The sequence below is a fragment of the Streptomyces bacillaris genome (genome assembly GCF_003268675.1).
Lineage (GTDB): Bacteria > Actinomycetota > Actinomycetes > Streptomycetales > Streptomycetaceae > Streptomyces > Streptomyces bacillaris.
In genome coordinates this window covers 1,336,547-1,351,632 of the sequence record NZ_CP029378.1, presented here as the reverse complement: position 1 = coordinate 1,351,632, position 15,086 = coordinate 1,336,547, and the positions used below count along the sequence as shown (strand labels likewise).

Below are 15,086 nucleotides of genomic sequence, written 5' to 3'. Positions count from 1 at the left end.
CACGGAAGTGGACAGAACATTAGACTCATCGGATCGGCACGCTCGATCAGCTCAAACGCAAGGAGGCACGGGTGGATCTGCTGACCCGCATCAAGGGACCGCGCGACCTGGACCGGCTCTCCGCCGACGAGCTGGAGCAGCTCGCGCAGGAGATCCGTACGTTCCTCGTCGACGCGGTGTCCAAGACCGGCGGACACCTCGGCCCCAACCTGGGCGTGGTGGAGCTCACGATCGCCCTGCACCGGGTCTTCGAGTCGCCCCGCGACAAGGTGCTCTGGGACACCGGCCACCAGGCTTACGTCCACAAGCTGCTCACCGGCCGCCAGGACTTCTCCCGCCTCAAGATGAAGGGGGGCCTCTCCGGCTACCCCTCCCGTGCCGAGTCCGAGCACGACGTCATCGAGAACAGCCACGCCTCCGGGGTCCTCGGCTGGGCCGACGGCCTCGCCAAGGCGAACGAGGTCCTGAAGAAGGACGACCACGTCGTCGCCGTCATCGGGGACGGCGCGCTCACCGGCGGCATGGCCTGGGAGGCGCTGAACAACATCGCCGCCGCCAAGGACCGCCCGCTCGTCATCGTGGTGAACGACAACGAGCGCTCGTACGCACCCACGATCGGCGGCCTGGCCAACCACCTCGCCACCCTCCGTACGACCGACGGGTACGAACGCTTCCTGGCCCGCGGCAAGGACATCCTGGAGCGCACGCCCGTCGTCGGCCGCCCGCTCTACGAGACCCTGCACGGCGCCAAGAAGGGCCTCAAGGACTTCATCGCCCCGCAGGGCATGTTCGAGGACCTCGGTCTGAAGTACGTCGGCCCGATCGACGGCCATGACATCGAGGCCCTGGAGTCCGCGCTCCAGCGCGCCAAGCGCTTCGGCGGCCCGGTCATCGTGCACTGCCTCACCGAGAAGGGCCGCGGCTACACCCCGGCCCTGGAGGACGAGGCCGACCGCTTCCACGCCGTCGGCAAGATCCACCCGGACACCGGCCTGCCGATCTCCACCTCCGGCCTGGACTGGACCTCGGTCTTCGGCGAGGAGATGGTCAAGCTCGGCGAGGAGCGCGAGGACATCGTCGCGATCACCGCGGCCATGCTCCAGCCCGTCGGCCTCGGCAAGTTCGAGGAGGCCTTCCCCGACCGGATCTACGACGTCGGCATCGCGGAGCAGCACGGCGCGGTCTCCGCGGCGGGCCTCGCCACCGGCGGCCTCCACCCGGTCTTCGCGGTCTACGCCACCTTCCTCAACCGCGCCTTCGACCAGGTCCTGATGGATGTGGCCCTGCACAAGTGCGGCGTCACCTTCGTCCTGGACCGGGCCGGGGTCACCGGCACCGACGGCGCCTCGCACAACGGCATGTGGGACATGTCGATCCTCCAGGTCGTCCCGGGCCTGCGGATCGCCGCCCCGCGCGACGCCGACCAGGTCCGTGCCCAGCTCCGGGAGGCCGTCGCCGTCGACGACGCGCCCACCGTGGTCCGCTTCTCCAAGGGCGCGGTCGGCCCGGCGGTCAAGGCGGTCGGCCGGGCGGGCGGCATGGACATCCTGCGCGAGCCGAAGGCGGACCGCCCGGACGTCCTGATCGTCTCCGTCGGCGCGCTCGCCCCGATGTGCCTGGAGATCGCGGATCTCCTGGACGCCCAGGGCATCACCTCCACCGTCGTCGACCCGCGCTGGGTCAAACCGATCGACGTGGCGCTCGCCCCGCTCGCCGAGCGCCACCGCGTCGTCGTCACCGTCGAGGACAACAGCCGTGCCGGAGGCGTCGGTTCCGCCGTCGCCCAGGCGCTGCGCGACGCCGGTGTCGACGTACCGCTGCGCGACTTCGGCATCCCGCCGGTCTTCCTCGACCACGCCTCGCGCGGTGAGGTCATGGCCGAGATCGGGCTGACCGCGCCGGACATCGCCCGCCAGGTCACCGGCCTGGTCGCCAAGCTCGACGGCCGCTTCGAGAGCCGCGCGGTGCAGCCCGCCCGCGACTGACCTGTTCTCGGGCCGATGGGCCGGGAAGACGACCCCTGTCCGGGTGGTTCTCCCGGCCCATTCGCATGAAACGGGCCAGATGGCGTTTTCCTGCGCATTCCGGTCTCCATCATGGCGTTCACAACGAGTGCGTGGAGGTACGCAGGTGAGCGCGCAGGTCACACCACCCCGCGGAAACGGTATGTTCCGCACAAAATCGGTCGAGCAGTCGATCCTTGACACCGAGGAGCCCGAGCACGCGCTCAAGAAGTCCCTCTCCGCGCTGGACCTCACGGTCTTCGGCGTCGGGGTCATCATCGGCACCGGCATCTTCGTCCTGACGGGCAAGGTCGCCAAGGAGACGGCGGGCCCGGCGACCGCCATCGCGTTCGTGGTCGCGGGCGTCGTCTGCGCCCTGGCCGCGCTCTGCTACGCCGAGTTCGCCTCCACCGTCCCCGTGGCCGGCTCCGCGTACACCTTCTCGTACGCCTCCCTCGGTGAGCTGGTGGCCTGGATCATCGGCTGGGACCTGGTGCTGGAGTTCGCGCTCGGCACGGCGGTGGTCGCGGTCGGCTGGTCCGGCTACGTCCGCTCACTGATGGACAACGTCAACTGGACGATGCCCGAAGCACTCTCGGGGCCGGACGCCGCGGAAGGGTTCGGCTTCGACCTCCTGGCCTTCGTCCTCGTGCTGATCCTGACCGTCATCCTGGTCATCGGCATGAAGCTCTCCGCCCGGGTCACCTCGGTCGTCGTGGCGATCAAGGTCGGCGTGGTCCTCATGGTGATCATCGCGGGTCTCTTCTTCATCAAGGCCGAGAACTACAAGCCGTTCATCCCGCCGTCCGAGAAGCAGGCCGCCGGCTCCGGCTGGGACGCCCCGATGGTCCAGCTGATCTTCGGCTACGAGCCCACCAACTTCGGCGTCATGGGCATCTTCACCGCCGCCTCCATCGTCTTCTTCGCCTTCATCGGCTTCGACGTGGTGGCCACCGCCGCCGAGGAGACCAAGCTGCCCCAGCGCGACATGCCGCGCGGCATCCTCGGCTCGCTCATCATCTGCACGGTGCTCTACGTGGCGGTCTCCATCGTCGTCACCGGCATGCAGCACTACAGCGAACTCTCCGTCAGCGCCCCGCTCGCCGACGCCTTCAAAGCCACCGGACACCCCTTCTACGCCGGTCTGATCAGCTTCGGGGCCGCGGTCGGCCTGACCACGGTCTGCATGATCCTGCTGCTCGGCCAGACCCGTGTCTTCTTCGCGATGAGCCGTGACGGCCTGCTCCCGCGCTTCTTCTCCCGGACGCACCCGCGCTTCAAGACCCCGTACCGCCCGACGATCCTGCTCGGCGTGGTGATCGCGGTCATCGCCGGGTTCACGAGCATCGACGAGCTGGCCACCCTGGTGAACATCGGCACGCTCTTCGCCTTCGTCGTCGTCGCCCTCGGCGTCCTGGTCCTGCGCCGCACCCGCCCCGACCTGCCGCGCGCCTTCCGCACCCCGTGGGTGCCGGTCCTGCCGATCGCCTCGGTGGCCGCCTCGGTCTGGCTGATGCTCAACCTGCCGGTGGAGACCTGGGTACGGTTCGCCGGCTGGATGGCGCTCGGCGTGCTCATCTACTTCGTGTACGGACGCTCGCACAGCCGCCTGGGCCGGGAAGGCCGCTAGCGCCCCACTGCCGCCCGGTCCTGCCGGTCCACCGCCTCCGTCCGGCAGGACCAGGGATACTGGGGAGGAAGCCTGCGGGGCGGGATCGGTGGGCGGTGCCGATGATGTTCGGTCACGGGGACGCGTGGTGGGCGCTGCCGGTCGTCCCGGTCTTCCTCTGGATCCCCCTCGGGCCCCTCGTCATGGCGGGCCTGGGCGTGCGGTGCGCGCTGCGGCCCGGCCGGTGGCCCCGGCTCTGTTCGGTGCTCCTGCCGCTGCTGCCCGTGACGGTCTCCGCCGTCCTGGTGTCCCTGCCCCTGGACATCTGGAGCCGCCCCGGCCACACCCGCGACGTCCTCCACTAGGCCCGGGGCCCTCACGCTGCTGCCCTGCCTCCTCGGCCACGGCATCACGCGCCTCACCCGCACCCTGCGCGCCCGCCGGGAGATCCGGCAGAGGCTCCGGACAAACCCTAGGGCCGTACTGTACGGGGCCCCACGCACCGAGCCCCGTATGCCTCGACCCGCTGCCGCAGCCCCCGGTCGGCGGTGACGACGACGCACCCGCGCTCCGGCCCGGCGCCCGCCGCCAGTTCCGCGATCAGGTCGTCACCGCTGCCGGGGGCGGAGACGACCTCGACGCCCGGCACGGAGGCGACGCCCCGCGCGGCCCCCTCGACGACGAGCACGATCTCGACGGGCCCCGGGACCCCCGGCACCCCGTCCGCCGCGTACGAGACCAGCGAGTCCCGCAGCCGCTCGGCGGCACCGCGCCGGTCCCGCCACCATCCGTCGGGCACGGACCCGACCACATTGGCCCCGTCCACGATCACCAGCACCACCGCGTCACCGCTCATCCCGGCAGGGTGTCACGGGAGCGCCGCCACCGGGGCCGGTCAGCCCCCGGTGGCGGGGGACTTCTTCGCCGCCTCGGGGATCGCGGTGTCCTCGCGGAGGGCCTTCCACAGCTGACCGGCCTGCGGCTCGGCGGCCACCACCCGGTTCGGGTCGGCCTTGTCGTACGCCACCGGCAGCATGATCGTCTCCATCGAGGCCGGGGCGATGCCGTTCATCGAGCGGCCGAACTCCGCCAGCGAGGTGAGCGAGGCGAGCCCCGCGTCGGTGGTGAGCGCCTTGGTGGCCGAGTCCGCGATCCGGTACGCGCCCGCCGGACTGCCCAGCAGATCCTGCGACTTGACCTCGGAGAGCAGGGCGATGAGGAACTGCTGCTGGAGCCCGATGCGGCCGAGGTCGCTGCCGTCCCCGATGCCGTGCCGGGTCCGTACGTACGCGAGGGACTGGGTGCCGTCCAGCCGCTGCCGCCCTGCGGTCAGCTCCAGCCCCGACGCCTGGTCGTGGATGTCCTGCTCCACGTCCACGGTGACCCCGCCGATCGCGTCGACCAGCTCTTTGAACCCGGCGAAGTCGATCTCCAGATAGTGGTCGATCCGGACGCCGGACATCTTCTCCACGGTCTTCACCACACAGGCCGGACCGACCTGGGCGTAGACGGAGTTGAACATGACGCGCTCCTCGGCGGGCACCGCCGCCCCGCCGTCCTCGGTGCACTCGGGCCGGGTCACCAGGGTGTCGCGGGGTATCGAGACCGCGACGGCCTGGGACCGCCCCTCGGGGATGTGCACCACCAGCGCGGTGTCGGAGCGCGCGCCACCGGCCTTCCCGCCGCCGCCCAGCTCCTCGTTCTCCGCCCCGGCCCGCGAGTCCGACCCCAGGACCAGCAGGTTCTGCCCGCTGGTGGGTAGCTTGCGCGGCCGGTCGTCCCCGAGCGCCGTGTCGATGTCGACGCCCTTGATGTTGCCGTCGAGGCGGCTGTAGAGCCAGTAGACGGTGGAGCCGCCCGCCAGCAGCAGGACGAGCAGCACACCAAGGGTGATCCTGAGTCCACGGCGGCGTTTACGGGGCCCGGCCGCGCGTCGGGAGGCGCGGGGGCCCGCGGGTATGGCGTCGTTGCTCATCCTGGGTCGAGTCCTCAAAGCTCATGGCCCGGGTCGGGGCGGAGTACGGGGGACTCGGGTGGGGGGCGGAGCCGGTCCGGCGGTCGTGGTGCGGGGAACAGCACTATAGACAACCGGCGCGGCACGCACACCAGTTGAGTGCCCCGCTCTTTCGCGGAGCGACGGCGGTACGACGACGGGCCGTACGGGATCGCTCCCGTACGGCCCGTCCGGTGACCGGTGTCCGCGCTAGGCGGGCACGCTCGCCACGCCCTGCTCCAGGAACGGCTTGCCGTTCACCCGCTGGGAGACGCCCTCGCGGTCCAGGTACGGCGTGATGCCGCCCAGGTGGAAGGGCCAGCCCGCGCCGGTGATCAGGCACAGGTCGATGTCCTGGGCCTCGGCCACGACGCCCTCCTCCAGCATCAGGCCGATCTCCTGCGCCACCGCGTCGAGCACGCGGTCGCGGGTCTGCTCCTCGGTGAGGACGGTGTCGCCCTGCTTGAGGAGGGCGGCGACCTCGGGGTCGAGGACCGGCGCGCCGGAGTCGTAGACGTAGAAGCCGCGCTTGCCGGCCTTGACGACCGCCGCGAGGTTCTCGGAGACGGTGAAGCGCTCCGGGAAGGCGCGGTTCAGGGTCTCGGAGACGTGCAGGCCGATGGCCGGGCCGACCAGCTCCAGAAGCACCAGCGGGGACATCGGCAGGCCGAGCGGCTCGACGGCCTTCTCCGCGACCTCGACCGGGGTGCCCTCGTCGATGACGTTCTGGATCTCGCCCATGAAGCGGGTGAGGATGCGGTTGACGACGAACGCCGGGGCGTCCTTCACCAGGACCGCGGTCTTCTTCAGCTTGCGGGCCACACCGAACGCGGTCGCCAGCGAGGCGTCGTCGGTCTGCTCGCCGCGGACGATCTCCAGCAGCGGGAGGATCGCGACCGGGTTGAAGAAGTGGAAGCCGACGACCCGCTCGGGGTTCTTCAGCTTCGACGCCATCTCGGTCACCGAGAGCGAGGAGGTGTTGGTGGCGAGGATCGCGTGCGCCGGGGCGACCGCCTCGACCTCCGCGAACACCTGCTGCTTGACGCCGATCTCCTCGAAGACGGCCTCGATGATGAAGTCCGCGTCCGCGAACCCCTCGGCCTTGTCGAGGACACCGGAGACCAGGCCCTTGAGACGGTTGGCCTTGTCCTGGTTGATGCGGCCCTTGCCGAGCAGCTTCTCGATCTCGGCGTGGACGTACCCCACACCCTTGTCGACGCGCTCCTGGTCGATGTCCGTGAGGACGACCGGGACCTCCAGGCGGCGCAGGAACAGCAGCGCCAGCTGCGAGGCCATCAGACCGGCACCGACGACGCCGACCTTGGTGACCGGGCGGGCCAGGTTCTTGTCCGGGGCACCGGCCGGGCGCTTGGCGCGCTTCTGGACCAGGTTGAAGGCGTAGATGCCGCTCCGCAGCTCGCCGCCCATGATCAGGTCCGCGAGGGCCTGGTCCTCGGCGTCGAAGCCGGCGGAGAGGTCGCCGTCCTTGGCCGCCGCGATGATGTCCAGCGCGCGGTACGCGGCCGGGGCCGCGCCGTGCACCTTGGAGTCCGCGATGGCCCGGCCGCGGGCGACGGCCTGGTCCCAGGCGTCACCGCGGTCGATCTCCGCGCGCTCAACCGTGACCGAACCCTTGAGCACGTTCGCGGTCCACACGAGCGACTGCTCCAGGAAGTCCGCGCCCTCGAAGATCGCGTCCGCGATGCCGAGGTCGAAGACCTGCTTGCCCTTGAGCTGGCGGTTCTGGTTCAGCGAGTTCTCGATGATCACCGAGACCGCGCGGTCCGCGCCGATCAGGTTCGGCAGCAGCGCGCAGCCGCCCCAGCCGGGGACCAGGCCGAGGAAGACCTCGGGCAGCGAGAACGCCGGGATGGCGGTGGAGACGGTGCGGTAGGTGCAGTGCAGACCGACCTCGACACCGCCGCCCATCGCCGCGCCGTTGTAGTACGCGAACGTCGGGACCGCGAGGCCGGAGAGGCGGCGGAAGACGTCGTGGCCGCCCTTGCCGATGGCGAGCGCGTCCTCGTGGCGGCCGAGCAGCTCGACGCCCTTGAGGTCGGCGCCGACGGCGAAGATGAACGGCTTGCCGGTGATGCCGACGCCGGTGATGGTGCCGTCGGCGGCCTCCTTCTCGACCTGGTCGATCGCGGCGTTCAGGTTCGCCAGCGACTGCGGTCCGAAGGTGGTCGGCTTGGTGTGGTCCAGGCCGTTGTCCAGCGTGATGAGCGCGAACCGCCCGGCGCCGTACGGCAGGTCCAGGTGGCGTACGTGCGCCTGCGTGACGACCTCACCGGGGAACAGCTCGGCCGCACCCTTCAGAAGCTCAGTGGTGGTGCTCACTTGTCGCCTCCGTCAGCGTTGAAGTGCGGGTTCTCCCAGATGACCGTGGCGCCCATGCCGAAGCCGACGCACATCGTCGTCAGGCCGTAGCGGACCTCGGGCTGCTCCTCGAACTGCCGGGCCAGCTGCGTCATGAGCCGGACACCGGAGGAGGCCAGCGGGTGGCCGTACGCGATGGCGCCCCCGTACTGGTTGACGCGGGCGTCGTCGTCGGCGATGCCGTAGTGCTCCAGGAAGGCGAGCACCTGCACGGCGAAGGCCTCGTTGATCTCGAAGAGGCCGATGTCGTCGATGGTCAGACCGGCCTGGGCCAGCGCCTTCTCGGTGGCCGGGATCGGGCCGTAGCCCATGACCTCCGGCTCGACGCCCGCGAAGGCGTACGAGACCAGGCGCATCTTGACCGGGAGGCCCAGCTCGCGGGCGACGTCCTCGGCGGCGAGCAGCGAGGCGGTGGCGCCGTCGTTGAGCCCCGCGGCGTTACCGGCCGTGACCCGGCCGTGGGCGCGGAAGGGGGTCTTCAGGCCCGCCAGGGACTCCATGGTGGTGCCCGGGCGCATCGGCTCGTCGGCGGTGACCAGGCCCCAGCCCGTCTCGCCCGCATCGGCGTTGGTGCGGCGCACCGACACCGGTACCAGGTCCTGCTGGATCTTGCCGTTGGCGTACGCCTTGGCGGCCTTCTCCTGCGAGCGCACCGCGTAGGCGTCGGCGCGCTCCTTGGTGATGGTCGGGTAGCGGTCGTGCAGGTTCTCCGCCGTCATGCCCATGAACAGGGCGGACTCGTCGACCAGCTTCTCCGACACGAAGCGCGGGTTCGGGTCGACGCCCTCGCCCATCGGGTGGCGGCCCATGTGCTCGACGCCACCGGCCACGACGACGTCGTACGCGCCGAAGGCGATGGAACCGGCCGTCGAGGTGACGGCGGTCAGGGCGCCCGCGCACATGCGGTCGATCGAGTAGCCGGGGACGGACTGCGGCAGACCGGCCAGGATTCCGGCGGTACGGCCCAGCGTGAGGCCCTGGTCCCCGATCTGCGTGGTCGCGGCGATGGCGACCTCGTCGATCTTCTTGGGGTCCAGGTCCGGGTTGCGGCGCAGCAGCTCCCGGATCGCCTTCACGACGAGGTCATCGGCGCGGGTCTCGTGGTAGATGCCCTTCGGGCCCGCCTTGCCGAACGGGGTGCGGACGCCGTCGACGAAGACGACGTCCCGGATGGTACGAGGCACGATGGCTCTCCTCCAGGGTGCGGGATGGCACTGCTGCGGGGCACGCCCGGGGGCGCACCGCCTGCCCTCATGCTACTTGCGGGTAACCAGACTGCCCACCCCCCATGGCCGGAGCGTCGAAGGTCACATCCAGCGGGTGCCCGCAGAGGCGTCCGTCAGGCGGAGGGAGAGGCTCCGAACCTGGCGCGATTTCGACCATCGGTTCGGTCCGCGAACAGGGCGTGGCCCCCGGTCGGGCCGGTCCAGGGCAACGGAAAACCCCCGGCCGGTGACCGGGGGTGTCCGAGGTGCGGGGCTCAGGCGCCGGCGGCGAGCGCCCGGACCAGGAGCGGGCCGACCTGCTCGATCTGCCAGTGCCGGGCCCCGTACGCCGCGAGGGTGTCCTCCACCGCGCCCGGTGTCAGGCTCTTCGGCGGCTCCCAGCAGACCCGGCGCACGGTGTCCGGGGTGATCAGGTTCTCCTGGGGCATGTGGAGCCGCTCGGCCAGCTCCGAGACGGCGGTGCGGGCGGCCGAGAGCCGGGCCGCGGCCGCCGGGTCCTTGTCCGCCCAGGAGCGCGGGGGCGGCGGCCCGGCCGGCTGCTGGCCGGGCTGCGGCAGCTCCGACTCCGGCAGCGCCCTGGCCCGGTCCACGGCCGCCTGCCACTGCTCCAGCTGCCGGCGCCCCATCCGGTGGCCGAATCCGGGCAGTGCGGTCAGCGCCTGCACATTGGCGGGCAGCGCGAGGGCCGCCTCCACGATCGCGGCGTCGCCGAGCACCTTGCCGGGGGAGATGTCCCGCCGCTGGGCCACCTGGTCCCGGGCGTTCCACAGCTCGCGGACGACCGCCATCTGACGGCGGCGGCGGACCTTGTGCATCCCCGAGGTGCGGCGCCAGGGGTCCTTGCGGGGCGGGGCGGGCGGCGCCGAGGCGATGGCGTCGAACTCCTCCCGGGCCCACTCCAGCTTCCCCTGCCGCTCCAGCTCCTCCTCCAGCGCGTCGCGCAGGTCGATCAGCAGCTCCACGTCGAGCGCCGCGTACCGCAGCCAGGGCTCGGGCAGCGGGCGGGTGGACCAGTCGACGGCGGAGTGGCCCTTCTCCAGGGCGTAACCGAGGACGTTCTCGACCATGGCGCCGAGGCCGACGCGCGGGAAGCCCGCGAGCCGTCCGGCCAGCTCGGTGTCGAAGAGCGAGGTGGGAGCCATGCCTATGTCCCGCAGGCAGGGCAGGTCCTGGGTGGCGGCGTGCAGGATCCACTCGGAGCCGGTCAGCGCGGTGGAGAGGCCGGAGAGGTCGGGGCAGCCGACCGGGTCGACCAGGGCGCTGCCCGCGCCGTCACGGCGCAGCTGCACGAGGTAGGCGCGCTGGCCGTAGCGGTAGCCGGAGGCGCGCTCGGCGTCGACGGCCACCGGTCCGGTGCCGCGGGCGAAGTCCGCGATCACCCGGGCCAGGGCGTCGTCGGAGGCCACCACCGGGGGAATGCCCTCGCGCGGTTCGAGCAAGGGGATCGGCGCCGGGGCGACGTCGTCCGGGGGAGCGCCCCCGGTGGTTCGCAGTGAAGTGTCTGCTGCGGTCTCTTGGGCGTCGGTCACCCGTCAAGGGTATCTGTGTATACGCGCCACCCGTCGACGTAACGTTCCGTCGACGGGTGGCCATGCGCGTATTCCAGCCGGAGGCGCATCGGTGCACGTCCGGGCGGGGGCGGTCAGTGGATGATGCCCGTCCGCAGGGCGACGGCGACCATTCCGGCGCGGTCCCCGGTGCCGAGCTTGCGGGCGATACGGGCCAGGTGGGACTTGACGGTCAGGGCGGAGAGGCCCATCGAGACGCCGATGGCCTTGTTGGACTGGCCCTCGGCGACCAGGCGGAGCACCTCCACCTCGCGGCCGGACAGTTCGCGGTAGCCGCCCGGGTGGCTCGGGGACCCGGGGGGACGGCGGTGCATACGGGCGGCATTGGCGCCGATGGGGGCGACGCCGGGACGGCCGGGGTGGCCGATGTTGGTTCGGGTGCCGGTGACGACGTACCCCTTCACGCCGCCCGCGAGGGCGTTGCGAACGGCGCCGATGTCGTCGGCGGCGGAGAGGGCGAGACCGTTGGGCCAGCCTGCGGCACGGGTCTCGGACAGCAGGGTCAGCCCGGAACCGTCGGGCAGGTGGACGTCGGCAATGCAGATGTCGCGCGGGTTGCCGACGCGGGGACGTGCCTCCGCGATGGACGACGCCTCGATGACGTCACGTACTCCGAGGGCCCACAGATGGCGGGTGACGGTGGAACGGACGCGCGGGTCGGCCACGACGACCATGGCCGTCGGCTTGTTCGGGCGGTAGGCGACCAGGCTTGCGGGCTGCTCAAGGAGAACGGACACCAGGCCTCCTGGGGGGAGTGGCGGGACGGGGCCGGCTCGGGGGATGAAGCCGGGGCGAACCGTGCTTGAAGGGTCATTGACCTCTTCGGCAGCAGACCCGTCCTCCTTTAGAGGAAGATCACTATTTGGTGAGTAACAATTCGGGCAAATAGGACGCGCGATCGATTGTACGAAAAGAGAGCCGGTATATGTGCGAATGGGTGACGCTGGGTTACGAAACCTGCGGACCACGCCGCTGCGGCAGCGTCACCACCGCCGCGTCCGCCGGATCCGACGGCGGCAGCCCCGCGATCTGACAGAGCAGCTCACCCCAGGCCATCAGGTGCGATGCCGTGTCCGGCACCCCGCCGCGCCCCTCGCGCGGCGTCCACGAGGCCCGGATCTCGATCTGCGTCGCCGGACGGCGCGCGCCCAGCGCACCGAAGTAGTGCGATCCGGCGCGTGTCACCGTCCCTCCGGCTTCCCCGTACGACAATCCGCGCGCGTCCAGCGCCCCCGTCAGCCAGGACCAGCACACCTCCGGCAGCAGCGGATCGGCGGCCATCTCCGGCTCCAGCTCCGCCCGCACCAGGGTCACCAGCCGGAACGTCCCCTGCCAGGCGTCGTGCCCCGCCGGATCGTGCAGCAGGACCAGCCGGCCGTCCGCGAGATCGTCCTCCCCGTCGACCACCGCCACCTCCAGGGCGTACGCGTAGGGCGCCAGCCGCTGCGGCGGCCGGGTGGTCTCCACCTCCAGCTCCGGGCGGAGCCGCGCGGAGCGCAGCGCGTCGACCGCGCACCGGAACGGGGGAGGTACCGGAGGACCCTCCGCACCGCCCTTGCCGTCAGCGCCATCGGAATGATCGGAGAACTGTCCCTGAGCCGGAGCCATGCCGGGAAGAGTAGGCGGAACGCGGCCCGCGCGCAGGGAGAGACACCCGTGCGGCGCCGGGCTCCTTCACCGTGCGTGCGAAGATTTGGTGCGTGAGCGCCAACGACCGCCCTTCGGGCCAGCAGACGACGACCGCCGCCAGCCACCACCCCGCCCGGAACGCCACCCGCGACTCGGCCTTCATCAAGGCCTGCCGGCGCGAACCGGTCCCGCACACGCCGGTCTGGTTCATGCGGCAGGCGGGGCGCTCGCTCCCCGAGTACCTGAAGGTCCGCGAGGGCATCGCGATGCTCGACTCCTGCATGATGCCGGAGCTGGTCACCGAGATCACCCTCCAGCCCGTCCGCCGCCACAAGGTCGACGCCGCGATCTACTTCAGCGACATCGTGGTCCCGCTCAAGGCCATCGGCATCGACCTCGACATCAAGCCCGGCGTCGGCCCCGTCGTGGCCGAGCCGATCCGCACCCGCGCCGACCTGGCCCGGCTGCGCGACCTCACCCCCGAGGACGTCCCGTACGTCACCGAGGCCATCGGGATGCTCACCGCCGAGCTGGGCGCCACCCCGCTCATCGGCTTCGCCGGAGCCCCCTTCACCCTCGCCAGCTACCTGGTCGAGGGCGGCCCCTCGCGCAGCCACGAGCGCACCAAGGCCATGATGTACGGCGACCCGCAGCTCTGGGCCGACCTCGTGGACCGGCTCGCGGAGATCACCGGCGCCTTCCTCAAGGTCCAGATCGAGGCCGGCGCCTCCGCCGTCCAGCTCTTCGACTCCTGGGTCGGCGCCCTCGCCCCCGCCGACTACCGCCACTCGGTGCTCCCCGCCTCCGCGAAGGTCTTCGACGCCGTCGCCCCGTACGACGTCCCCCGCATCCACTTCGGCGTCGGCACCGGCGAGCTGCTCGGGCTGATGGGCGAGGCCGGGGCGGACGTCGTCGGCGTCGACTGGCGGGTCCCGCTGGACGAGGCCGCCCGCCGCGTCGGCCCCGGCAAGGCGCTCCAGGGCAACCTGGACCCGGCCGTCCTCTTCGCGCCCACCCCGGCGGTCGAGGCCAAGACCCGCGAGGTGCTGGACGCCGCCGCCGGTCTGGAGGGCCACGTCTTCAACCTGGGCCACGGCGTCATGCCGTCGATGGACCCGGACGCGCTCACCCGGCTCGTGGGATACGTCCACGAGCAGACCGCGCGCTGACCGACCGCGAGCCCCGGGGCCGGTCCGTTCCTTGGACGGCCGGCCCCGCTCTCAGCTCCCTGCACGGGACCGGCCTCAGCTCCCCGCGCCCCGCACCGCCGCCACCGTCTTGCGGGCCGCCACCAGGACCGGGTCCCAGACCGGCGAGAACGGCGGGGCGTAGCCGAGGTCCAGCGCCGTCATCTGCTCCACCGTCATCCCGGCCGTCAGCGCCACCGCCGCTACGTCCACCCGCTTCGCGGACCCCTCGCGGCCCACGATCTGCACCCCGAGCAGCCGGCCCGTACGGTGCTCCGCGATCATCTTCACCGTCATCGGCTTCGCCCCCGGGTAGTACCCCGCCCGCTGCGTCGACTCGATGGTCGCCGTGACGTAGCGCAGCCCCACCGCGCGGGCGTCCTTCTCCCGCAGCCCGGTCCGGGCGATCTCCAGGTCGCAGACCTTGCTCACCGCCGTACCGACGACTCCCGGGAACGTGCCGTAGCCGCCCCCGACGTTGGAACCGATCACCTGGCCGTGCTTGTTGGCGTGCGTGCCCAGCGCGATGTGGCGGGTCCGGCCCGCCACCAGGTCCAGGACCTCCACGCAGTCGCCGCCCGCCCAGATGTTCTCGTGGCCCACCGCGCGCATCGCCAGGTCGGTGAGGATCCCGCCGTGCGGCCCCACCGCGAGCCCCGCCGCCCGGGCCAGCTCCGCTTCCGGCTCGACGCCGATGCCGAGGACCACCACGTCCGCCGGGTAGGTCCGCTCCTCGGTCGCCACCTCGCTCACCCGGCCGTCCGGACCCGTCAGGATCGCGGTCACCGCCGCACCGTTGACCGTGGTGATCCCGAGCCCGTCCATCGCCTCGTGGACCAGCTCGCCCATGTCCGGGTCGAGCGTCGCCATCGGCTGCTTCCCCCGGTTGAGGACGGTCACCTCGAAACCGTGCTTCAGCATCGCCTCGGCCATCTCGACGCCGATGTACCCGGCGCCGACCACGACCGCCCGCCGCCTCCGGCCGGGGTCCAGGGCGTCCAGCGAGTCCAGCAGCGCCTGCCCGTCGCCCAGGGTCTGCACCCCGTGCACGCCCGGCGCGTCGATGCCGGGCAGGGCGGGGCGGACCGGCCGGGCCCCGGTGGCGATCACCAGCTTGTCGAACCCCGTCCAGTACGCCTCGCCGCTCTCCCGGTCCACCGCCCGCACCCGCTGCCCGGCCACGTCGATCTCGGTGACCTCGGTGCGCATCCGCAGGTCGATGTCCCGCTCGCGGTGCTCCTCGGGGGTACGGGCGATGAGGTCGTCCCGGTGCTTCACGTCCCCGCTCACCCAGTACGGGATGCCGCACGCGGAGTACGAGGTCCAGCGGGAGCGCTCGAAGGCGACGATCTCCAGCTCGTCCGGCCCCTTGAGCCTGCGGGCCTGCGACGCGGCGGACATGCCCGCCGCGTCGCCGCCGATCACCACGAGTCGCTCCGCTGCCATGTCTCCGGGCCCCTTCCGCCGTATCAGGGAGCCCACGCTACGGCGC

12 protein-coding genes are annotated in these 15,086 nt (G+C 71.7%); 4 read left to right on the top strand and 8 right to left on the bottom strand.

The features are described from left to right. Nucleotides 1-71 precede the first annotated feature (71 nt). The 3 genes from dxs to DJ476_RS05580 all read left to right on the top strand — a co-directional run bounded on the left by dxs (nt 72) and on the right by DJ476_RS05580 (nt 3,977). A complete protein-coding gene (gene dxs, locus DJ476_RS05590) occupies nt 72-1,985 on the top strand; it encodes a 1-deoxy-D-xylulose-5-phosphate synthase (RefSeq protein ID WP_112489992.1) in 1,914 nt (637 codons plus the stop codon). A gap of 181 nt (nt 1,986-2,166) precedes the next feature. After that, nucleotides 2,167-3,633, top strand: a complete 1,467-nt coding sequence (locus DJ476_RS05585; protein ID WP_103420433.1) for an amino acid permease — start codon at nt 2,167-2,169, stop codon at nt 3,631-3,633. A gap of 101 nt (nt 3,634-3,734) precedes the next feature. Next, complete coding sequence (locus DJ476_RS05580; RefSeq protein ID WP_318294380.1) at nt 3,735-3,977, top strand: hypothetical protein; 243 nt, start codon at nt 3,735-3,737, stop codon at nt 3,975-3,977. A gap of 107 nt (nt 3,978-4,084) precedes the next feature. On the opposite strand, the gene DJ476_RS05575 is transcribed toward DJ476_RS05580, so the two are convergent. The 7 genes from DJ476_RS05575 to DJ476_RS05545 all read right to left on the bottom strand — a co-directional run bounded on the left by DJ476_RS05575 (nt 4,085) and on the right by DJ476_RS05545 (nt 12,386). Beyond that, a complete protein-coding gene (locus DJ476_RS05575; RefSeq protein ID WP_112489991.1) occupies nt 4,085-4,468 on the bottom strand; it encodes a PIN domain-containing protein in 384 nt (127 codons plus the stop codon). Between the two features lie 39 nt (nt 4,469-4,507). Continuing rightward, the gene (locus DJ476_RS05570) at nt 4,508-5,587 is read right to left on the bottom strand and encodes an LCP family protein (protein WP_112489990.1); all 1,080 of its coding nucleotides are present in this window, start codon (nt 5,585-5,587) and stop codon (nt 4,508-4,510) included. A 228-nt stretch (nt 5,588-5,815) separates the two neighbouring features. Beyond that, nucleotides 5,816-7,945: a 3-hydroxyacyl-CoA dehydrogenase NAD-binding domain-containing protein gene (locus tag DJ476_RS05565; RefSeq protein ID WP_053558783.1), complete on the bottom strand. Its 2,130-nt coding sequence runs from the start codon at nt 7,943-7,945 to the stop codon at nt 5,816-5,818. Beyond that, nucleotides 7,942-9,168, bottom strand: a complete 1,227-nt coding sequence (locus DJ476_RS05560; RefSeq protein WP_103420427.1) for a thiolase family protein — start codon at nt 9,166-9,168, stop codon at nt 7,942-7,944. The genes DJ476_RS05565 and DJ476_RS05560 overlap by 4 nt, the downstream gene beginning before the upstream one ends. A 296-nt stretch (nt 9,169-9,464) precedes the next feature. After that, nucleotides 9,465-10,739, bottom strand: a complete 1,275-nt coding sequence (locus tag DJ476_RS05555) for an HRDC domain-containing protein (RefSeq protein WP_103420425.1) — start codon at nt 10,737-10,739, stop codon at nt 9,465-9,467. Nucleotides 10,740-10,852: 113 nt separating this feature from the next. Beyond that, a complete protein-coding gene (locus tag DJ476_RS05550) occupies nt 10,853-11,515 on the bottom strand; it encodes a helix-turn-helix transcriptional regulator (RefSeq protein WP_018491682.1) in 663 nt (220 codons plus the stop codon). A 211-nt stretch (nt 11,516-11,726) separates the two neighbouring features. Beyond that, a complete protein-coding gene (locus tag DJ476_RS05545; RefSeq protein ID WP_112489989.1) occupies nt 11,727-12,386 on the bottom strand; it encodes a DUF3000 domain-containing protein in 660 nt (219 codons plus the stop codon). A gap of 92 nt (nt 12,387-12,478) precedes the next feature. On the opposite strand from DJ476_RS05545, the gene hemE reads away from it, so the two are divergent. Next, nucleotides 12,479-13,576 (top strand): uroporphyrinogen decarboxylase, encoded by a 1,098-nt coding sequence (hemE, locus tag DJ476_RS05540; RefSeq protein WP_103420423.1) that lies wholly within the window; start codon nt 12,479-12,481, stop codon nt 13,574-13,576. Between the two features lie 75 nt (nt 13,577-13,651). On the opposite strand, the gene DJ476_RS05535 is transcribed toward hemE, so the two are convergent. After that, on the bottom strand, nt 13,652-15,040 hold the full coding sequence (locus DJ476_RS05535) for an FAD-dependent oxidoreductase (RefSeq protein ID WP_112489988.1): 1,389 nt from the start codon (nt 15,038-15,040) through the stop codon (nt 13,652-13,654). Between the last annotated feature and the right edge of the window lie 46 nt (nt 15,041-15,086).